Annotated in this window: 18 protein-coding genes; 11 read left to right on the top strand and 7 right to left on the bottom strand. The window is 74.5% G+C overall.

Annotation, left to right across the window (positions count from 1 at the left end):
• Positions 1 to 211 precede the first annotated feature (211 nt).
• Positions 212 to 1,159 (bottom strand): dihydrodipicolinate synthase family protein, encoded by a 948-nt coding sequence (locus tag WDV06_RS23820; RefSeq protein ID WP_395511816.1) that lies wholly within the window; start codon positions 1,157 to 1,159, stop codon positions 212 to 214.
• Between the two features lie 71 nt (positions 1,160 to 1,230).
• On the opposite strand from WDV06_RS23820, the gene WDV06_RS23815 reads away from it, so the two are divergent.
• The 3 genes from WDV06_RS23815 to WDV06_RS23805 all read left to right on the top strand — a co-directional run bounded on the left by WDV06_RS23815 (position 1,231) and on the right by WDV06_RS23805 (position 4,815).
• A complete protein-coding gene (locus WDV06_RS23815; protein WP_395511815.1) occupies positions 1,231 to 2,193 on the top strand; it encodes a LysR family transcriptional regulator in 963 nt (320 codons plus the stop codon).
• Between the two features lie 73 nt (positions 2,194 to 2,266).
• The gene (locus WDV06_RS23810; RefSeq protein WP_395511814.1) at positions 2,267 to 3,352 is read left to right on the top strand and encodes an S-(hydroxymethyl)mycothiol dehydrogenase; all 1,086 of its coding nucleotides are present in this window, start codon (positions 2,267 to 2,269) and stop codon (positions 3,350 to 3,352) included.
• A 116-nt stretch (positions 3,353 to 3,468) separates the two neighbouring features.
• Positions 3,469 to 4,815: an alpha/beta fold hydrolase gene (locus WDV06_RS23805; protein WP_395511813.1), complete on the top strand. Its 1,347-nt coding sequence runs from the start codon at positions 3,469 to 3,471 to the stop codon at positions 4,813 to 4,815.
• Here the strand turns inward: WDV06_RS23805 and WDV06_RS23800 are convergent.
• Positions 4,760 to 5,590, bottom strand: coding sequence for an MBL fold metallo-hydrolase (locus WDV06_RS23800; RefSeq protein ID WP_395511812.1), 831 nt, complete (start codon positions 5,588 to 5,590; stop codon positions 4,760 to 4,762). The genes WDV06_RS23805 and WDV06_RS23800 overlap by 56 nt on opposite strands.
• A gap of 18 nt (positions 5,591 to 5,608) precedes the next feature.
• Between WDV06_RS23800 and WDV06_RS23795 the strand changes: the two genes are divergently transcribed.
• Positions 5,609 to 6,373 (top strand): PIG-L deacetylase family protein, encoded by a 765-nt coding sequence (locus tag WDV06_RS23795; RefSeq protein WP_395511811.1) that lies wholly within the window; start codon positions 5,609 to 5,611, stop codon positions 6,371 to 6,373.
• A 222-nt stretch (positions 6,374 to 6,595) separates the two neighbouring features.
• Here the strand turns inward: WDV06_RS23795 and WDV06_RS23790 are convergent, their stop codons facing one another.
• On the bottom strand, positions 6,596 to 7,222 hold the full coding sequence (locus tag WDV06_RS23790; RefSeq protein WP_395511810.1) for an SMI1/KNR4 family protein: 627 nt from the start codon (positions 7,220 to 7,222) through the stop codon (positions 6,596 to 6,598).
• Between the two features lie 128 nt (positions 7,223 to 7,350).
• Positions 7,351 to 8,496 carry a hypothetical protein gene (locus WDV06_RS23785; protein ID WP_395511809.1) on the bottom strand — a complete coding sequence of 382 codons (1,146 nt, stop codon included), beginning with the start codon at positions 8,494 to 8,496 and terminating at the stop codon, positions 7,351 to 7,353.
• Positions 8,497 to 8,793: 297 nt separating this feature from the next.
• On the opposite strand from WDV06_RS23785, the gene WDV06_RS23780 reads away from it, so the two are divergent.
• From WDV06_RS23780 to WDV06_RS23760, 5 genes are all read left to right on the top strand, one after another.
• Positions 8,794 to 9,771, top strand: a complete 978-nt coding sequence (locus WDV06_RS23780) for an NADPH:quinone oxidoreductase family protein (RefSeq protein ID WP_395511808.1) — start codon at positions 8,794 to 8,796, stop codon at positions 9,769 to 9,771.
• Positions 9,768 to 10,958: an acyl-CoA dehydrogenase family protein gene (locus tag WDV06_RS23775; protein WP_395511807.1), complete on the top strand. Its 1,191-nt coding sequence runs from the start codon at positions 9,768 to 9,770 to the stop codon at positions 10,956 to 10,958. Before WDV06_RS23780 ends, WDV06_RS23775 begins: the two co-directional genes overlap by 4 nt.
• Positions 10,955 to 12,103: an acyl-CoA dehydrogenase family protein gene (locus tag WDV06_RS23770; RefSeq protein ID WP_395511806.1), complete on the top strand. Its 1,149-nt coding sequence runs from the start codon at positions 10,955 to 10,957 to the stop codon at positions 12,101 to 12,103. The genes WDV06_RS23775 and WDV06_RS23770 overlap by 4 nt, the downstream gene beginning before the upstream one ends.
• A 116-nt stretch (positions 12,104 to 12,219) precedes the next feature.
• Complete coding sequence (locus WDV06_RS23765) at positions 12,220 to 12,594, top strand: tyrosinase family oxidase copper chaperone (protein WP_395511805.1); 375 nt, start codon at positions 12,220 to 12,222, stop codon at positions 12,592 to 12,594.
• A gap of 27 nt (positions 12,595 to 12,621) precedes the next feature.
• Entirely contained in the window at positions 12,622 to 13,485 is an 864-nt protein-coding gene (locus tag WDV06_RS23760) for a tyrosinase family protein (RefSeq protein WP_395511804.1), read from the top strand.
• Between the two features lie 90 nt (positions 13,486 to 13,575).
• Here WDV06_RS23760 and WDV06_RS23755 read toward each other — a convergent pair whose 3' ends face one another.
• Both WDV06_RS23755 and WDV06_RS23750 read right to left on the bottom strand, forming a co-directional pair.
• The gene (locus WDV06_RS23755; RefSeq protein ID WP_395511803.1) at positions 13,576 to 13,860 is read right to left on the bottom strand and encodes a chaplin; all 285 of its coding nucleotides are present in this window, start codon (positions 13,858 to 13,860) and stop codon (positions 13,576 to 13,578) included.
• A gap of 94 nt (positions 13,861 to 13,954) precedes the next feature.
• Complete coding sequence (locus WDV06_RS23750) at positions 13,955 to 14,278, bottom strand: hypothetical protein (protein ID WP_395511802.1); 324 nt, start codon at positions 14,276 to 14,278, stop codon at positions 13,955 to 13,957.
• Positions 14,279 to 14,422: 144 nt separating this feature from the next.
• On the opposite strand from WDV06_RS23750, the gene WDV06_RS23745 reads away from it, so the two are divergent.
• Positions 14,423 to 15,877: a carboxylesterase/lipase family protein gene (locus tag WDV06_RS23745; protein ID WP_395511801.1), complete on the top strand. Its 1,455-nt coding sequence runs from the start codon at positions 14,423 to 14,425 to the stop codon at positions 15,875 to 15,877.
• Here WDV06_RS23745 and WDV06_RS23740 read toward each other — a convergent pair.
• Positions 15,855 to 17,258: an alpha/beta hydrolase gene (locus tag WDV06_RS23740; protein ID WP_395511800.1), complete on the bottom strand. Its 1,404-nt coding sequence runs from the start codon at positions 17,256 to 17,258 to the stop codon at positions 15,855 to 15,857. The genes WDV06_RS23745 and WDV06_RS23740 overlap by 23 nt on opposite strands.
• 265 nt (positions 17,259 to 17,523) lie before the next feature.
• On the opposite strand from WDV06_RS23740, the gene WDV06_RS23735 reads away from it, so the two are divergent.
• Positions 17,524 to 18,405 (top strand): alkaline phosphatase family protein, encoded by an 882-nt coding sequence (locus tag WDV06_RS23735; RefSeq protein WP_395511799.1) that lies wholly within the window; start codon positions 17,524 to 17,526, stop codon positions 18,403 to 18,405.
• The last annotated feature ends 189 nt before the right edge of the window (positions 18,406 to 18,594 follow it).

Genomic DNA, 18,594 nt, shown 5'->3' with positions numbered 1-18,594 from the left:
TCCGGGTTTCCCTTTCCGGGAAAAGGGAATCGACCCTTCCGGGGAAATTGATGTTGGCCCGGCGGGTGTGGCTCACATCACGGCCCCGCCGGGCTCTCCGCCCTCGTTCGCAATACGGGCAATTCGCGGGCCGATGCTGCCGATTGGGGCGACCTGCGCGAGAGTTTTAAATCGTCTCGAAGATGGATGAATCGGGCACACTCTGATGGGGTCAGAGTGCGGCCAGTTCCTCCAGGGCGGCCGCCACCGCCGCTCCGGACGCCGGAAGCATCGGAAGCCGTACGTCCGGCGTCGGGATCCGCCCCTGCGCGTGCAGCACGCCCTTGACCACCCCCGGATTCGGCTCGGCGAACAGGGACGCCGACAACCGCGCCAGCCCGTGGCCCAGCTCCCGGGCCCGTACCGCCCCACCCTCCCGCCAGGCCCCGGCCAGCTCTGCGAACCGCTCCGTCGCCAGGTGCGCCGAGGCGAGGATCCCGCCGGCGGCGCCGAGCGCCAGCAGCGGGGACACGTACACGTCGTCCCCGGCCAGCACCGCGAACCCGTCCGGCAGGTCGCCCAGCAGCGCCACCGTCTCCTGGTCGATCCCGCCGGCCGCGTACTTCACCCCGGCCACCCCGGGCAGCGACGCCAGCTCCCGCAGCGCGGCCGCGTCCAACGCCTGCCCCGTCCGGTAGGGGATGTGATAGACGATCAGCGGCACCGGGCTCACCGAGGCCAGCCGGGCGAAGTGGGCCAGCACCCCCGCCGCACCCGGCCGCACGAACGGGGGCACGGTCACCAGCGCCGCCACCGCCTCCGGCCGGCGCGCCAGCCGGGCCAGCGAGGCCTCCGCAGCCCGGGCCCCGCCCGCCCCGGCCCCCACCGTGAGCGGCGCTCCCCGCTCCCGGCAGACCCGGGCGCAGACCTCGGTGACCAGTTCGCGTTCGTCCTCCTCCAGGGCGGCCGCCTCGGCGGTGGTCCCCAGGGCGACGAGCCCGGAGGCGCCCGCGTCGAGCACCTCGTGCGCGAGGGCCTCCAGCGCGCCGGCGGCGACGTCCCCGCCGCGGGTGAAGGGGGTGACGAGCGGGACGTGGATCCCGTCGAGGAGCGGCCCCGCCTCCCGGCCGGCCGTGCGTGCGTCCGACTGCTCCGTGTACTGCCCGATGTCCTGTCGCATGCCCAAGAGCCTCGCCCGCCCCGAGCGCCGAATCCAGTTCACGTTCCTTACGTGATCCGTAAGCTGAGCCGATGCTCGACGTACGCCGCCTGCGGCTCCTGCGCGAACTCGCCCGCCGCGGCACCATCGCCGCCGTGGCCGAGGCCCTCGCCTACAGCCCCTCCGCCGTGTCCCAGCAACTGGCCGTCCTGGAGCGCGAAGCCGGACTGCCGCTGCTGGAGCGCACCGGCCGCCGAGTCCGTCTCACCCCCGCCGCCCAGAACCTGGTCGGGCACGCCGAGGCGGTCCTGGAGCGGCTCGAACAGGCCGACGCCGACCTCGCCGACGCCCGCAGCGGCCTCGCCGGGGTGCTGCGCGTCGGAGCGTTCCCCACGGCGACCCGCTCCCTGGTCCCCGCCGCCCTGGTCCACCTGGCCCGGCGCCACCCGGCACTGGAGCCGATGGTCCACGAGACCGACCCGGCGGCGGTCGCGCACGCGCTGCGGGCCGGTGACCTGGACGTGGCCCTGGTCCACGAGTACGACTTCGTCCCCGCTCCCGCCGAGCCGGGACTGGCCGTCCGCCCGCTGTACGGGGAGGCGGTGTACCTGGCCGCCCCGGCGACGGGGACGCGGCCGGAGCGCGCGCCGGAGCCCGCCCCGGCCGCGGGCTCCGCCGGCCCCTGGGAGGGCTCGGCCCTGCGGGCCCACCGGGACGCGCCCTGGATCACCGCCACACCCGGCACCCTCTGCCACACCATGACCCTGCGGGCCTGCCAGGCCGCCGGGTTCACCCCGCGCGTGCGGCACCGCATCGACGAGTTCGCCACCGTCCTCGCGCTGGTCGCGGCCGGCCAGGGGGTGGCCGTCGTCCCCCAGCTCGGGGTGGCCGGCCCTCCGGACCCCGCGGTCACCCTGACCCGCCTGCCCATGGAACGCCGCACCGGCATCGCGTTCCGCAGCGGGGCCGGCGCCCACCCCGCCGTGGCCGCCTTCGCCGCCTCGCTCCGCGCCTGCGTACCGCCGGATCTGGCCGTACCGCGCGCCGAGGCGTGACACAACTCCCGTACTGTGCGCCGCCCGTGTACGTTCGGTGATCCAGACCGATCCGATCAGAACGGGGTACGACGTGACACATCGCGTACGAGGAGTCATCGCGCGGAGCAAGGGCGCACCGGTGGAGACGACCACGATCCTCGTGCCCGACCCGGGCCCGGGCGAGGCCCTGGTCAAGGTCCAGGCCTGCGGGGTCTGTCACACCGACCTGCACTACCGCGAGGGCGGCATCAACGACGAGTTCCCCTTCCTCCTCGGCCACGAGGCGGCCGGCGTCGTCGAGTCCGTCGGCCCGGACGTCACGTCCGTCGCCCCCGGCGACTTCGTCGTCCTCAACTGGCGTGCGGTGTGCGGCACCTGCCGGGCCTGCAAGCGCGGCCGCCCCTGGTACTGCTTCGCCACGCACAACGCCACCCAGCCGATGACCCTGGAGGACGGCACCCCGCTCTCCCCGGCCCTGGGCATCGGCGCCTTCGCGGAGAAGACCCTCGTCGCCGCCGGCCAGTGCACCAAGGTCGACCCGGCCGCCTCGCCCGCAGCCGCGGGGCTCCTCGGCTGCGGGGTGATGGCCGGCCTCGGCGCCGCCCTGAACACCGGCAACGTCGGGCGCGGCGACTCGGTCGCCGTCATCGGCTGCGGGGGAGTGGGCAACGCCGCCGTCGCCGGTGCCCGGCTGGCGGGCGCCTCGAAGATCATCGCCGTGGACCTGGACGACCGGAAACTGGAGTGGGCCCGCGGACTCGGCGCCACCCACACCGTCAACGGCCGCAGCCAGGACGTGGTCGAGGCGATCCGGGAACTGACCGCAGGCAACGGCGCGGACGTCGTCATCGAGGCCGTCGGCCGCCCCGAGACCTACCGGCAGGCCTTCTACGCCCGCGACCTGGCCGGCACCGTCGTACTGGTCGGCGTACCGACGCCGGAGATGACGCTCGACCTCCCGCTCCTCGACGTGTTCGGCCGCGGCGGCGCCCTCAAGTCCTCCTGGTACGGCGACTGCCTGCCCGAGCGCGACTTCCCCCTGCTGATCGACCTCTACCTCCAGGGCCGCCTCGACCTCGACGCCTTCGTCTCCGAGACCATCCCGCTCGACGGGGTCGAGGAGGCCTTCGCCCGCATGGAGCGCGGCGAGGTCCTGCGGTCGGTGGTCGAGTTCTGACCCGGTGACGGCGGGGCCGGTTCCGTAGACTCGCCCGGACCACACCCCCGCCCGCCCCGGCCGCGATCCGGCCGGGGCCCCGGCGGGGGCCCGCACCCGCACCCCAGGGACCGTCCGTGACCCGCCAGCGCAGCCACAGCTACCGCCAGCCCGGTGTCGTCCTCACCGACCACCACTTCACCGTGCCGCTCGACCACGCCCGCCCCGACGGTGAGCACATCGAGCTCTACGCGCGGGAGGTCGTGGCGAGCGGCAAGGACCCCGAACGGCTGCCCTGGCTGCTCTACCTGGAGGGCGGCCCCGGCTTCGGTGCGCGGCGCTTCACCGGACGGCAGGCCTGGCTGGAACGGGCCCTCGCCGACCACCGCGTCCTCCTCCTCGACCAGCGCGGCACCGGCCGCTCCACCCCGGCCAACCGCCAGACCCTGCCCCTGCGCGGCACCCCCGCCCAGCAGGCCGAGTACCTCGCCCACTTCCGGGCCGACTCCATCGTCCGCGACGCCGAGAGCATCCGCCGCACCCTGACCGGCGGCGCACCCTGGACCGTCCTCGGCCAGAGCTTCGGCGGGTTCTGCGCCACCCACTACCTCTCCACCGCCCCCGAGGGCCTCACCGCCGCCCTGATCACCGGCGGCCTGCCCTCGCTCGACGCCACCGCCACCCAGGTCTACGAGGCCGCGTACCCGCGCGTCGAACGCAAGAACCTCGCCCACTACGCCCGCTACCCCATGGACGTGGAACGCGCCCGCCGCATCGCCGCCCACCTCGCCGAGCGGCCCGCCGAACTGCCGGGCGGCTACCGGCTCACCGCCGAGGCCTTCCAGTCCCTCGGCCTGCTCCTCGGCACGGGCGACGGCAGCCACCAGCTCCACTACCTCCTCGAAGACGCCTTCGTCACCACCCCGGCCGGCCCCGCCCTCTCGGACGCCTTCCTCGAAACGGTCCGCTCCCACCTCTCCTTCGCCGGCCACCCCCTCTACGCCCTCCTCCACGAGGCCATCTACGCCCAGGACCCGGCCGCTCCCACCGGCTGGGCCGCCGAACGGGTCCGCGCCGCCCACCCGCGCTTCGACGCCGCGAAGACCCTCGGCGGAGGCGAGCCCCTCCTGTTCACCGGCGAGACCATCCACCCCTGGCACTTCACCGCCGACCCCGCCCTGGCCCCGCTGCGCGAGACCGCCGAACTCCTCGCGGCCCGCACCGGCTGGCAGCCCCTCTACGACCCCGCGCGGCTGGCCGCCAACGAGGTCCCGGTCGCGGCCGCGATCTACCACGACGACATGTACGTGGACACCGGCCACTCCCTGCGCACCGCCCGCGCGATCCGCGGCCTGCGCACGTGGGTGACGGACGAGTACGAACACGACGGCGTCCGCGCGGGCGGCCCCCACGTCCTCGACCGCCTCCTCACCCTCCTCGACGACTGGTCGGGGCCGGCCCGGCAGGTGCGGGCGGCTCCATGAAGGGGCGCCTCAGGTGGGAGGTGGCCAGGAGGGCGTCGCGGGCGGTCGCGAGAGCCAGGAGGGACTCGCGGGAGGCCCGGGCCGCGGCGCGGTCGCGTTCGTGGGAGTACGGGACCGCCGGATCGGCCAACTGGACGGCGTGCACGAGCACATCGCCGGTGACCAGCACGTCCCGGGCGCCGCGGGCCTGCTCCACCAGCAGCGACTGGTGCCCCGGGGTGTGGCCGGGCGTCGGCAGCAGGGTCAGCCCCGGGGCGAGTCGGTGGCGGCCGTCGACGAGCTGGAGCTGTCCGGCAGACCGCAGCGGGGTCACCGCCCACGCCCGGACCGGGTCGGCCGGGTCCAGCGCGTCGGCCTCGGAACGCTGGACGACGTAGCGCGCCTGCGGGAAGAACGGCCGCCCGGAGTCCCCCAGGGACCACCCGGCGTGGTCCTCGTGGAGGTGCGTCAGCACCACCGCCTCCACGTCCTCCGGGGCGATCCCCGCCCCCGCGAGCGCCCGCGGCAGCCGTCCCGGCACCGGGGCCCAGCCGGCGGCCGGCCCGTGCGACGGGCCGACCCCCGCGTCCACCAGCACCCAGCGGCCGCGCGGGCGGGCCACGGCGAAGCACCGGAAGTCCAGCAGCCAGGCCCCGTCCGGCCCCGCCGCACCCGGATCGAGGGCGGCCGCGCGCGCCCAGTCGGCCGCGGCGGCGCCGGGGAAGGCGGTGCGCGCGGGTTCGAAGAACGTGCCGGTGGCGTCGAGTAGCGCCACCACCTGCCCGTGGCGGTCCATTCGCCTATTGTGCGACGCATGACCGAACAAGCTGATCAGCAGGCGCCCTTGCAGCCGATGCCGGCGGACTGGCGGCGCGCGCTCGCGGTGGTCGCCCACCCCGACGACCTGGAGTACGGCTGTGCGGCGGCCATCGCCCACTGGACCGACGGCGGCCGTGAGGTCGCCTACGTGCTGGCCACCCGCGGCGAGGCCGGCATCGACGGGGTCGCCCCGGACGCGTGCGCCCCGCTGCGCGAGGCCGAGCAGCGAGCCAGTGCGGCCGTCGTCGGGGTCTCCACGGTGGAGTTCCTCGACCACCGCGACGGCGTCATCGAGTACGGACCGGCCCTGCGCCGGGACATCGCGGCGGCCATCCGGCGCCACCGTCCCGAGCTGGTGGTCACGCTCAACCACCGGGACACCTGGGGCGGGGCGGACGGCGGGGGCAACTGGAACAGCCCCGACCACAAGGCCGTCGGCCGGGCCGTCCTGGACGCCGCCGGCGACGCCGGCAACCGTTGGATCTTCCCCGAACTCATCTCCGAGCAGGGGCTGGAGCCGTGGGACGGGGTGCGCTGGGTCGCCGTGTCGGGCACCACCACCCCCACGCACGCCGTCGAGGCCGGGCCCGGTCTGGAGCGTGCCGTGCGCTCCTTGCTGGAGCACAAGGCGTACATCGCGGCGCTGACCGACCAGGACCCGCAGGAGTACGCCCGCGCCTTCCTGACCGGCAGCGTCCAGCAGGCGGCGGCCCGCTTCGGCGGCGTCCCGGCGGTCGCGTTCGAGGTCTTCCCCCGCTGATCCCACCTCGCCGGTCTGACGGTACGTCAATCCGGCGGCGGAGCCGTCACGGGCGGCTCCGCCACCGAGGCCTCCGTCCGCGCCCCGCCCGAGGGCGGCGCCGGGGTGGTGGCGGACGCGGGCGGCGACCCGCGCATCGCCAGGGAGGCGGGCGCGGGCCGGGCGCCGGCGGCGGAGACCGCGCCGCTCGCCGTCCAGGGCGGCGAACGTTCCGGTCACACCCTAGGGAGCCTCCGTCCGGCGCAGGTCGTGGAAGCCGCGGTACTCGGCCCGCATCAGCTCGGCGAAGGAGTCGTGGCGCTGCGGTCCGTAGCCGCTCCAGGTGGAGTACCGGTACGCCGCCCATTCGCCGTCGCCGTTCACGTCACCGGGGTCGAGGAGCAGCCAGGTCTGGTCGCCCGTCAGGGATATCTGCACCGCGCGGTTCCACCGGGCGCTCTCGTACGCCTCCTCGTCGCCCCCGCTCTCGTCGCCCCCGCTCTCGTCCTCCTCGTCCTCGTCCTCCTCGTCCTCGTCGAGGTCCGCGTCCAGGTCCTCCCGCTCCCACATCGTGAGGTCCTCGTGGACGGAGGGCGTCAGTTCGCGGACCGGCCCCACCCGCTCCGCGGGCGCGAGCAGCTCCACGAACTCCCCGGCCCACCGCCATCCGTCGGTGACCTCCAGGAACGAGCGGTAGGAGGGCGGCAGCGGGGCCCCGAGCCGGGCTTCGAGCGCGGCGATCCGCTCCGGCGGGGCCGGATCGAAGCCCAGCCAGCCGAGCGCCGGCTCCGAGGGCTCCTCGGCCCGTCGGGCGGCGTCGCGCTCGGCGCTCCAGGTGCGCAGGAAGGGTTCCCATTCGTGGATCTTCATGCCCCCGATGGTGCCGCACCCCACCGACAGCGGCCCGCACGGGGCCGGATCCGCGGTCCCGGCTCACGGGGCCCGCAGCGGTCGACAGCGGGGGACCCCGCGAGGGCCGGGCCCGCGCGGACCGGCGGCTACGCGGGCAGGTACGCCTGCTTCGCGGCGCAGGTCCAGATCACCGGCTTCAGCGTGCCGGCCGCGTTGACGGCCGCGCCGCCGACCCGCCCGTCGTCGGCGACCGACGAGGCGGCGCTGGCCCGGTGCGCGGCCAGCCGGGGCAGCGCGAGCACCGGGCCGGTACCCGGCCACAGCTGCGCCTGGTCGGGCAGGGTCTGCTCGTCCGGGTGGAACCTGGCGGTGCCGACGGACACGTTCGTGGTCGGGCTGATCGCCTCCAGGGTGCCGTAGGGGTGGGTCTTCAGCACCCCGGGGTAGGACGCGGACCCGGGGTGGGGCGGGGCCCAGGTGACCGGCAGGTACCGGTACCCCATGCCGTTCCAGTCGTAGCCCACGACGCGGCCGCTCTCGTCGAGGTCCTGTACGCGGCTCTCGTTCGAGGTGCGGCCCAGGGCCTGCGCGGGCCCACCGTCGGCGGGCCACAGCACCGGGAAGGTGCCCTCCAGGTGCCCGCCGGTCTCGGGGACCTCGTAGTCCTCGCGGGCCATGCCGAGGACGTCGCCCCTGTTGTTGATGCCGGTGACCGTGTCGATCCTGGTGCCCGGGGCGGCGCCCGCCGGAACGGGCAGGTCGCGGACCTTCAGGCCGTCCTTCCAGACGGCGCCCCGGCCCGTCCCGGTGCCCGAGACGACGTACCCGGCGTCGTTGACGTCGGCGTCGGTGGACAGGAAGTCGCTCCCGGGCAGCCGGGTGACCGCGGCGTCGCCCTGCCGGTAGGTGAAGAGGTAGCCGTCGGCGCCCAGGACGGCGCCCACCATCAGCCCGCCCTTGTTCACGGCGAGCACCGCCCCGGCGGCGGCCGATTCGGGCAGCGGGACCTTGTGGAGCCGGGTGCCGGTCCAGTAGACCGGCCTGCCGCCGGACAGGCCCACCGACAGGTTGCCGCTGCCCAGGCCGAGGACCCCCTCGGCCTGGGGGCCGCCCACCTGGTAGCCGCCGGTCCCGGTCGAGCCGAGCACCTGGATGCGGGGCGTGCAGGCGGTGGCCGCCGTGGCCGGCCCGGCCGCGGTGACGATGCCCGCCAGGACGAGGGCGGCGGACGCCGCCGCGGTGGCGCGGCGCGTGCGGCTGCGCGCGCGGGTGCGGGTGTGCGTGCTGTTCATGACGGTGTTCCCCCCGTGGTGTGTACCCGTGGGGCGGGCGGGGGCGGAGCGGTCGGCTCCGCTCGCATGGCGCCCACGGAGCGTCATATGCCCTGGGAAGGGCGCGAGTCGATGGTATCCACTCGTACTCCTGTTCACCCCAGGTTCGTGCGCGTGAAGGGCGGAGGGGAGGGCGGCCCCCGCCCGGGAGCGCCCGCACCCGCGGTACGGCCCGTTCCGAGAAGGCTTCCCAAGGCGTCAAGCGACCGCTTAGTATGCCGCGGAGCGTGGTTCCTCGACGGCGGCTGGAGGCCCCGGATGCAGGCTTGGCGAGTACACACGACCGGAGAGCCCCGCGAGGCCATGCGCCTCGAAGAGGTCCCCGAACCGGTACCCGGCGAGGGCGAGGTCAGACTCAGGGTGCTCGCCGCGAACGTCAACTTCCCCGACGCGCTCCTCACCCGGGGCCAGTACCAGATCCGGCCCCCGCTGCCCTTCACCCCCGGCGTCGAGGTCTGCGGCGAGACCGCGGACGGCCGACGCGTCATCGCCAACCCGAGCCTGCCCCACGGCGGATTCGCCGAGTACGTGACCGCCCCCGCGCACGCCCTCCTCCCCGCCCCCGACGCCCTCGACGACGCCGAGGCCGCCGCCCTGCACATCGGCTACCAGACCGGCTGGTTCGGCCTGCACCGCCGGGCCCGCATCCGGAGCGGGGAGACCCTCCTCGTGCACGCCGCCGCCGGCGGGGTCGGCAGCGCCGCCGTCCAGCTCGGCAAGGCCGCCGGGGCCACCGTCATCGGGGTCGTCGGCGGCAAGGCCAAGGCCCGCACCGCGGAGCAGCTCGGCTGCGACCTCGTGGTCGACCGCACCGCCGAGGACCTCGTCGCCCGTGTCAAGGAGTTCACCGGCGGACGCGGCGCCGACGTCGTCTACGACCCCGTCGGCGGCGACGCCTACACCGCCTCAGCCAAGTGCGTGGCCTTCGAGGGCCGCATCGTGGTCGTCGGCTTCGCCGGCGGCACCGTACCCGCCCCCGCCCTCAACCACGCCCTGGTGAAGAACTACTCGATCCTCGGCCTGCACTGGGGGCTCTACGCCGCCAAGGACCCCGCCGCCGTCCTCGCCTGCCACACCGAACTCACCCGCCTGGCCGCCGAGGGCGCGGTCAGACCCCTGGTCAGTGAACGGGTCCCGCTCGCCGGGGCCGCCGACGCCGTCCAGCGGGTCGCCGACGGCACCACCACCGGCCGGCTGGTCGTCGTACCGTCCCTGCCGGACGGCGGCGCCCGATGACCGCCACCGCCGCCGACCTCGTCGCCCGCACCCGGGACCTCCTCGCCGCCCACCCGCCCGCCTCCACCGCCCCCGCCGACTTCCTGCGCGCCCGCTTCGACGCCGGACTGGCCTGGGTCCACTACCCCGAGGGCCTCGGCGGGCTCGGCGCGCCCCGCACCCTCCAGGCCGTCGTCGACGCCGAACTGGAGGCCGCCGGGGCCCCCGACAACGACCCGCGCCGGATCGGCATCGGCCTGGGCATGGCGGCGCCCACGATCCTCGCCTACGGCACCGAGGAGCAGAAGCGCCGCTTCCTGCGCCCCCTGTGGCTGGGGGAGGAGGTCTGGTGCCAGCTCTTCAGCGAGCCCGGAGCCGGCTCCGACCTCGCCGCCCTCGCCACCCGCGCCGTCCTCGACGAAGCGGCCGGGGAATGGGTGGTCGACGGGCAGAAGGTGTGGACCTCCAGCGCGCACACCGCACGCTGGGCCATCCTCATCGCCCGCACCGACCCCGCCCTCCCCAAACACCGGGGCATCACCTACTTCCTGTGCGACATGCACGCCCCCGGCGTCGAGGTCCGCCCGCTGCGCCAGATCACCGGCGAGGCCGAGTTCAACGAGGTCTTCCTCACCGGGGTCCGCATCCCCGACGCCCACCGCATCGGCGCCGTCGGCGAGGGCTGGGCCGTCGCCCGCACCACCCTCATGAACGAACGCGTCTCCATCGGCGGCATGCGCCTGCCGCGCGAGGGCGGCATGATCGCCCCCGTCGCCGCCACCTGGCGCGAACGCCCCGAGCTGCGCACCCACGCCCTGCACCAGCGGCTGCTCGGCCTGTGGGTCGAGGCCGAGGTCGCCCGCCTCACCGGCGAGCGGCTGCGCCAGCAGCTCGCCGCCGGCCAGCCGGGCCCCGAGGGCAGCGGGATGAAGCTGACCTTCGCCCGCCTCAACCAGGAGATCAGCGGCCTGGAGGTGGAACTCCTCGGCGAGGAGGGGCTCCTGTACGAGGACTGGACCATGCGCCGCCCCGACATCGTCGACTTCACGGGCCGCGACGCCGGATACCGCTACCTGCGCGCCAAGGGCAACAGCATCGAGGGCGGCACCAGCGAGATCCTCCTCAACATCGTCGCCGAACGCGTCCTCGGACTGCCCGCCGAACCGCGCGACGACAAGGACACCCCCTGGAAGGACCTCGCCCGATGAGCGCACTCCCGCCGCGGCCGGGCCACCCGGCCCCCCGCGCCCCCATCGACCTGCTCTACTCCGACACCGAGGAGGAACTGCGCGCGGCCGTACGGTCCCTGCTCGCCGACCGCTGCGGTCCCGCGTCGGTCCTCGCCCGGGCGGAGACCGGCCGCCCCCACGACCCCGAGCTGTGGCGCGTCCTGGCCGCCGGGATCGGCGCCGCGGGACTGCTCGTCCCCGAGAAGCTGGGCGGGGCGGGCGCCGGACACCGCGAGGCCGCCGTGGTCCTGGAGGAGCTGGGCCGGGCCGTGGCCCCCGTCCCGTACCTGACCAGCTCCGTCCTGGCCACGGAGATCCTGCTCGCCTGCGCCTGCGACGGCCCCGAAGCGGCGGACCTGGTACGGGAGCTCGCGGCTGGCCGGCTGGTCTGCGTCCCCGCCCTCCCCCTCACCCAGGCCCCCGGCGCGCCCCTGCCGGCGCTGCTCCACGACGCCGGGGGCGGGGTGCTCAGCGGCACGGTGACCTCCGTCGCCGACGCGGTGGCCGCCGACGTCCTGCTCGTCCTCGCCGACACCGGGCTCCACGCGGTGCCCGCCGACCGCGCCGTCCTGCACCCGGTGGTGCCCCTGGACCTGACCCGTCCGCCGGCGACCGTCACCTTCGACGCGGCCGCCGGAACCCGCCTGGCGGACCCCGCCACCGCGCGGGCGGCCGTCGCCGGGGCCCTGCTGTCCGGGGCGGGCCTGCTGGCCTCGGAGCAGCTCGGGCTGACCGAGTGGTGCCTCACCGAGACCGTCGGATACCTGCGCGGGCGCCATCAGTTCAACCGCCCCGTCGGCTCCTTCCAGGCACTCAAGCACCGCCTGGCCCAGCTGTGGCTCGACGTGGCCTCCGCCCGGGCGGCCGCCCGCGCCGCCGCCGACGCCCTCGCGACGGGCGCCCCCGACGCTCCCCTGACGGTGGCCGTCGCCCAGGCCCACTGCTCCGGGGTCGCGGTCCGCGCGGCCGAGGAATGCGTCCAGCTCCACGGAGGCATCGGCATGACCTGGGAACACCCCGCCCACCTCTACCTCAAGCGCGCCAAGGCCGATTCGCTCGCGCTCGGCACCACGGGCCACCACCGCGGCCTGGTCGCCGATTTCGCGGAACTCCCGGCCCCGTAGGTCTCCCTCCGGGACCGCTGCGGCGCAGCGGTCCCGCCCACTCCGCCCCAGCCAGGTGACCTCCCCCGCCACGCCGCGTTAGACCCCGTACGCGGACCACGAAGCGAGGGAGACCCATGCACGCCAGCGCCAGCGCCAGCGCCACCCGCACCCGCCGCGCGTTCCTCCGTACGGTGTTCGGCGGCGCCGCCCTCGCCGGTACGGCCGCCGCGCTGGCTCCCGTCCTGCGCGCCCGCCGCCCCCGGCAGACCCTCGGCCCGGCCCCGCTGACCGAGGAGACCTACCGCGGCCGGCACATCAGCGTCGACCCGGTCGCGGCGGTGGTGCACATCGACGGCCGGCCCCTCCACGTCATGCGCCGCGCCGACGGCAGCTACCTCAGCGCGGTCAACCACTTCCAGTCCTACGGGACCCCGCTGGAACTCGCCCGCGCGGCCGTCGACGAACTCGGCACGACCCAGCTGGCCTTGGCCACCCCGCACCACGGCTGACGGCCGGGAACCAGGAGGACCCCCACGGTGTACACCCGGCACAACCAGAAGAACCTCACCAGCGCGCAGAAGAAGAGGTTCACGTCCGCGCTGCTGGAACTCAAGCGCAACGGCACCTACGACGAGTTCGTGCGCACCCACGGCACGTACTTCGTGCCCGACCGGGACAGGAAGCTGCGGGTGGGACACATGTCCCCGTCGTTCTTCCCCTGGCACCGCGGCTACCTGCTGGAGTTCGAGAAGCGGCTGCGGGAGCTCGATCCCACGCTCTCCATCCCCTACTGGGACTGGACCGCCGACTCCAGCCCCGTCTCCTCCCTCTGGGCCGAGGACTTCCTCGGCGGCACCGGCCGGGCGGGCGACCTCCAGGTGACGACGGGCCCCTTCGCCTACGAGCGGGGGAACTGGACGATCACGGTCGGCGTCAGCGAGGCCCCGTTCCTCACGCGCAACCTGGGGCGGCCGGGCAATCCGATCTCCCTGCCGACCGCCGCCGAACTCCAGTGGGCGATCGACGACCCCGTCTACGACTCCGCGCCCTGGAACTCCACCACCGAGGGCGGCGGTTTCCGCAACAAGCTGGAGGGCTGGGCGGCGCCCAAGAGCGAGCGCTGGCGCAACCACAACAAGGTCCACCAGTGGATCGGCGGCCACATGACGGGCGCCACCTCGCCCAACGACCCCGCGTTCTGGCTGCACCACGCCTTCGTGGACCTGGTCTGGGACCGCTGGCAGCAGCGCCACCCCGGCTCCGGCTACCTGCCGGCCGCCCCCCTGGAGCTCGGCGACCTCCAGCGCGGCCGGGTGATCTCCCTGGACGAGCCGATGCCCCCGTGGGACCTCACCCCCCGGGACATGCTCGGCCATGCCGGGATCTACCGCTACGAGTGACCGCGCCGCCCCTCCGGGGGCGGGCCCGCGCACGGGAAGGGCCCCCGCCGTACGGCGGGGGCCCTTCAGCCGGTCGGGAGCCGACAGCGGTCAGCCGCCGTAGCTGCCGCCCTCGGTGTGGTGGCCGCCGCCGCCGGAGGCGTTGACGCAGGTGTTGCCGAAGGCCGGGTTCAGCAGGGCGATCACGTTGACGGTGTTGCCGCACACGTTGACCGGGATGTGAACCGGAACCTGGACCACGTTGCCCGACAGGACACCGGGGGAGCCGACCGCCGCACCGTGCGCTCCGGCATCGGCGACGGCCAGACCGGCGCCGGCGGCCATGGTGCTACCGGCGACAGCGGTGATGGCGAATGCCTTCGCGATACGCGACATCAAGATCTCCTCGTGAGATGTGGGCGCCGCATCCTCTGCGGCATTTGACATGGCATACAACGCGGTGGGGCCCGAGTGGTCACGGCCCCTACGCCTACCCGGGGACGGAAAAACGGACGGAGGCGAAGGAGGGCCGGACCTGGGCGACCGCGTCGGGCCGCATGACCGCCACCACCGGTCCCCGGCAGTGCGCTTCGCGGTACAGGGAGGCGGTCAGCCCCGTGTGGTTCGTGACCGCGCGGCCGCCGCCGCCCTCCGCCTCCACACAGCCCTTCGGGGCGGCCACGCCGTGGACGCGGTCGTCCGGGCCGACGTACTGGAATCCGGGGCCGGCGGCCTGTGCCGGGACGGCCGCCGCGGACAGCAGGGCGCTCAGCGCCAGGACGGCCGCGGCGGGGGTGATGAGGTTCGCTCGCATGCCGGTCCAACCCGGCGCGCCGGGGACCCGGTCACTCCTTGTCACCCTTCGGGCGGGTGTGCGACCGTTCTCGCAACGCCCGGAAGCGGAACCGGGCCGGAGCGAGGCCCGGGGCGCGGACCGGGCCGGCCGAGGAGAGCGCGCATGAGCACAGCGGGCGGCGTCCACCGGCCCCGGGCGGCCACCGGGCAGGGTGTCGTGGAGGGTCGCTGGGAGGCCGGCGGCACCGCCGTCTTCCGGGGCGTCCCGTACGCCGCCCCGCCCACCGGCGCCCTGCGCTTCGCCGCCCCGAGGCCCCCGGAGGCCTGGGACGGGGTGCGTGACGCCGGGACGTTCGGGCCGACCGCCCCCAAGGTGCCCTACCCGCCCGCCTTCGCCGCTCTCCTGCCCGACCCGGAGATCCCCGGCGAGGACTGCCTCACCCTCAACGTCTGGACCCCGGATCCGTCCCCCGGGGCCCGGCTGCCGGTGATGGTCTGGATCCACGGCGGCGCCCACACCCGGGGGTCGTCCGCCGTCCCCGTCTACGACGGCTCCGCCTTCGCCCGCGACGGGGTCGTGCTCGTCTCGGCCAACTTCCGGCTCGGTGTGCTCGGCTACGGGCTCTTCCCCGACGCCCCCGCCAACCGGGGCCTCCTCGACCAGATCGCCGCCCTGGAATGGGTCCGGGACAACGTCGCGGCCTTTGGCGGCGACCCCGGCCGCGTCACCGTCTTCGGCGAGTCGGCCGGCGCCATCAGCATCGGCGCCCTGCTCGCCGCCCCCCGCGCCGCCGGCCTCTTCGCCCGGGCCGTCCTGCAGAGCGGGGCCCCCGAGGCGCTGCCGCGCGACCAGGTCCGCACCATGGTCCGGCGGATGGCCGCCCGGCTGAGGGTGCCCGCCACCGCGAGGGCCTTCGCGGAGGTGGACCTGCCCGCGCTGCTCCGCGCCCAGGAGGCCGCGATGCGCCGCTCCTCCCCGGTGCTCGGAGGCCCGGCCTTCGGGCTGGTCACCGATCCGGACACGCTCCCCGTCGACCCCCTGGAGGCCGCCGAGGCCTCGGACCTGCCGCTGCTGATGGGCTGGACCGCCCAGGAGCACCGGCTGTGGCTCGCACCGACCGGCGGGGCGCGGCTGCTGGACCGGCTCGGCCCGGTGGCGGTCGCGTACGGCCGGCTGCGCGGCGCCAAGGACCGGGCCGCCGTCCGGGCGCTGCGCGCCGCGCTGCCGGAGCTCTCCCCGGCCGATCTCGCCGGGCACCTGGTCACCGACCGGCTGCTGCGCGACCCCCTGCGCCGGATCGCCCGGGCCCGGCGGGCGGCCCCGAGCCACCTCTACGAGTTCCGCTGGCCCAGCGGCGTACCGGGGCTCGGCGCCTGCCACGCGCTGGAGCTGGGCTTCGTCTTCGACACCCTCGGCCTGCCCGAGTCCGCCTGGCTGGCCGGCCCGGACGCCCCGCAGGCCCTCGCCGACGAGATGCACGCGGCCTGGGTCGGCTTCGCCACCACCGGAGACCCCGGCTGGGCGCCCTGGGACGGCAACGGCCCGCCGAAGGTGTTCGACGGGCCGGAGCCGGAGGCAGTGCGCGCGGAGGCTGTTACTCCACTGGTCCTTCCATGACCTTGCTGATGAACTGGATCGGTCCTTCACCCATGTTCGGCACGTAGGTCTTGGCGTTGTGCTGGCCGCCCGGGATCACCCGGAGGCTGGTGTGGATGGGGCCCTTGGTATAGGTGGCGACGAACTTCTGCACGTCCGGGAGCGTCTTCTTGTTGCTCTCGTTGTCGCCGACCTGGAAGGCCAGGTAGACGTCCGGGCCCTTCTTGTCGATGAGCTGCTTGGCGAGCAGCTCCGGGTTGTTCTCGGCCTTCTCCTTGTCGTGGCCTGCCCACAGGGGGGAGTCCGGGACGATGTCCGGTCCGGAGCAGATCGCGGCCTTGAACTTCTCGGGGTACTTCAGCACGGCCTTGAGGCTTGCGAAGCCGCCGGTGGAGGAGCCCATGTAGGCCCATCCGTCACGCGACTTGACGGTGCGGAAGTTCTCCTTCATCAGGTTCGGGACGTCCTCGGTCAGCCAGGTGCCCATCTTCGGCTGGTCGGGGATGTCGGAACCGTCCCAGTAGATGGCCTTGGGCTCGTCCGGCTGCGGGTTGAGCACCGGCATGGCGAGGATGAAGGGCTTGCTCTTGCCCTCCTCGTACCACTTGCTGATGCTGGACTGGAGCTTGAGGTCCGTGCCCATCCAGTAGTTGACGGGGTAGCCGGCGCCGCCGGGCAGGGCGATCAGGACCGGGAAGCCGCTCTTGGCGAACTTGGGGTCGTTGTACTCCTTCGGAGCCCAGACCCACACCTTGCCCTTGAAGCCGGACTTCTTGCCGTCCAGCTCGGTGACCGCCACCTTGGTGCCGTCCGACAGGGTCGAGGCGTTCTTGAACTGGGCCGTCGGGTTCGTCGGCATCAGCGCCTTGGAGTTCGGCGCCTGCTTCGCCCCGTCCGCCCCGCCGCCCTGGGGCTTGCCGAAGGAGACGGCCTCGCCCTTGTCGGTGAACGGCGGTATCTCGAAGTACGCCATCACGCCGGCGCCGATGCCGGCGAGGGCCAGCACCGTGACGCCCGCGATGATCCACTTCTTCGCCTTGGACTTGCGGCGCGGCGGCTCCTCCTCGTAGGGAGGCTCGTAACGGTCGTACTGCTGCTGGTCGTAGCGCTGCTGCTCGTACTGCTGCTGCTCGAACCGGGGCTGCTGCTGGGTCGGCGCCTCGTACCCGTACCGGTCCTGGCCGTACGGGGGCCGGCCGCCCTGCTGCGGGCCGCCGTATCCGGGGTGGCCCTGCGGCTGTCCGCCCTGCGGGGGCCCGGCGTAGGGCGGCTGCGGGCGGCCGCCGCCCTGGGGCGCGTACGGCGGCCGGCCCTGCTGCTGGCCGTAGGGCGGGCGCGGCGGCGGGTTCTGACCTTCCGGCCTGTACGGCGGCTGGTACTGGCCGTCGGGTGAGTACGACATGTGCGGTGGCTCTCCGGCTGTTGCTGGCCCCGTCGCGGGGAGGACTGCTTCCGTTCGAATGATGAACGATAGTGCCTCGGGGTTCCCTATTTTTCCTTTTCTTGACGGTCCAAGGGGTAGGGCATTGCCCGGCCCCCGGAAGGCGCGCGGAGTTCCCCTGCTGTTACCCGACTGTCCCTGGCCCATGCACATGCCCCTGGGTATGGTGCGTCCGCGCCGCCGCCCCCCATACCCCATGTGCCCGGAGGTACGTTCCGTGTTTGGCATGACCATTTCACGGCTTCGCCGCAAGACCGCCCTCACCACCGCCTTCGGCGTCACCGCCGCCGGCGCCGCCCTCTGGGCGGGCCTCGGGACCGCCCAGCCCGCGCACGCCGCCGGCCTGCCCGCCCCCGACCACACCGTCGTCGTGGTCTTCGAGAACCACGCCTACAACCAGGTGATCGGCAGCTCCAGCGCTCCCTACATCAACTCCCTGAAGGCCGGGGGCGCCAACCTCACCCAGTCCTACGGCATCACCCACCCCAGCCAGCCCAACTACATGCAGCTCTTCTCGGGCTCCAACCAGGGCGTCACGGACGACAGCTGTTACACCCCCGGCTTCAGCTCCGCCCCCAACCTGGCCTCCGAGCTGATAGCCGCCGGCAAGAGCTGGGGCAGCTACAACGAGACCCTCCCCAGCCAGGGCTCCACCACCTGCTCCAGCGGCAAGTACGCCCGCAAGCACAACCCCTGGTTCGCCTTCTCCAACGTGCCCACCGGCACCGCGAAGACGATGACCCAGTTCCCGACGGACTTCACCACCCTGCCCCGGGTGTCCTTCGTCGTCCCGAACCTCTGCAGCGACATGCACGACTGCTCCGTCGGCACCGGCGACACCTGGCTGAAGAACAACCTCAAGGCCTACGCGGACTGGGCCAAGACCCACAACAGCCTGCTCGTCGTCACCTTCGACGAGGACAACCGGCTCGCCGGCAACCAGATCCCGACCGTGCTCTACGGCCAGCCCGTGACCCCGGGATCCAGCTCGGCCACCACCTACAACCACTACGACATGCTGCGGACCCTGGAGGGCCTGGCCGGGCTGACCACCCACGCCGGGAACGCCGCCACCGCCAAGGACATCACGGGGATCTGGGCTTCCTGACCATGTACGTCGCGGACAGTCGCGGTACCCCCGCGCCCGCCGTGGCCCCCGAGACGCCGGCCGCCGCCCCCCGCCCCCCCCCCGGGGGGGGGGGCGCCCGCCCCCCCCCCGCCCACGACATGGCCGGCATGTCCCCGACGGGCATGCTGGCCGCCCACCTGCTCGCCGCCGTCCTGTGCGGCCTCTGGC

Origin of the sequence: Streptomyces racemochromogenes (assembly GCF_044129415.1) — a bacterium.
Taxonomy (GTDB): domain Bacteria; phylum Actinomycetota; class Actinomycetes; order Streptomycetales; family Streptomycetaceae; genus Streptomyces; species Streptomyces racemochromogenes_A.
The sequence above is the reverse complement of the archived record's forward strand: the minus strand, read 5'-3'. Positions and strand labels throughout refer to the sequence as shown.

Bases quoted from the DNA above. Each gene is read 5' to 3' on its own strand.
- WDV06_RS23735 (WP_395511799.1), top strand. From the start codon at position 17,524: ATGACCATTTCACGGCTTCGCCGCAAGACCGCCCTCACCACCGCCTTC.
- WDV06_RS23785 (WP_395511809.1), bottom strand. From the start codon at position 8,496: ATGAACAGCACGCACACCCGCACCCGCGCGCGCAGCCGCACGCGCCGC.
- WDV06_RS23800 (WP_395511812.1), bottom strand. From the start codon at position 5,590: ATGGACCGCCACGGGCAGGTGGTGGCGCTACTCGACGCCACCGGCACG.
- WDV06_RS23765 (WP_395511805.1), top strand. From the start codon at position 12,220: ATGCACGCCAGCGCCAGCGCCAGCGCCACCCGCACCCGCCGCGCGTTC.
- WDV06_RS23820 (WP_395511816.1), bottom strand. From the start codon at position 1,159: ATGCGACAGGACATCGGGCAGTACACGGAGCAGTCGGACGCACGCACG.
- WDV06_RS23750 (WP_395511802.1), bottom strand. From the start codon at position 14,278: ATGCGAGCGAACCTCATCACCCCCGCCGCGGCCGTCCTGGCGCTGAGC.
- WDV06_RS23815 (WP_395511815.1), top strand. From the start codon at position 1,231: ATGCTCGACGTACGCCGCCTGCGGCTCCTGCGCGAACTCGCCCGCCGC.
- WDV06_RS23790 (WP_395511810.1), bottom strand. From the start codon at position 7,222: ATGAAGATCCACGAATGGGAACCCTTCCTGCGCACCTGGAGCGCCGAG.
- WDV06_RS23780 (WP_395511808.1), top strand. From the start codon at position 8,794: ATGCAGGCTTGGCGAGTACACACGACCGGAGAGCCCCGCGAGGCCATG.
- WDV06_RS23755 (WP_395511803.1), bottom strand. From the start codon at position 13,860: ATGTCGCGTATCGCGAAGGCATTCGCCATCACCGCTGTCGCCGGTAGC.
- WDV06_RS23745 (WP_395511801.1), top strand. From the start codon at position 14,423: ATGAGCACAGCGGGCGGCGTCCACCGGCCCCGGGCGGCCACCGGGCAG.
- WDV06_RS23795 (WP_395511811.1), top strand. From the start codon at position 5,609: ATGACCGAACAAGCTGATCAGCAGGCGCCCTTGCAGCCGATGCCGGCG.
- WDV06_RS23770 (WP_395511806.1), top strand. From the start codon at position 10,955: ATGAGCGCACTCCCGCCGCGGCCGGGCCACCCGGCCCCCCGCGCCCCC.
- WDV06_RS23775 (WP_395511807.1), top strand. From the start codon at position 9,768: ATGACCGCCACCGCCGCCGACCTCGTCGCCCGCACCCGGGACCTCCTC.
- WDV06_RS23740 (WP_395511800.1), bottom strand. From the start codon at position 17,258: ATGTCGTACTCACCCGACGGCCAGTACCAGCCGCCGTACAGGCCGGAA.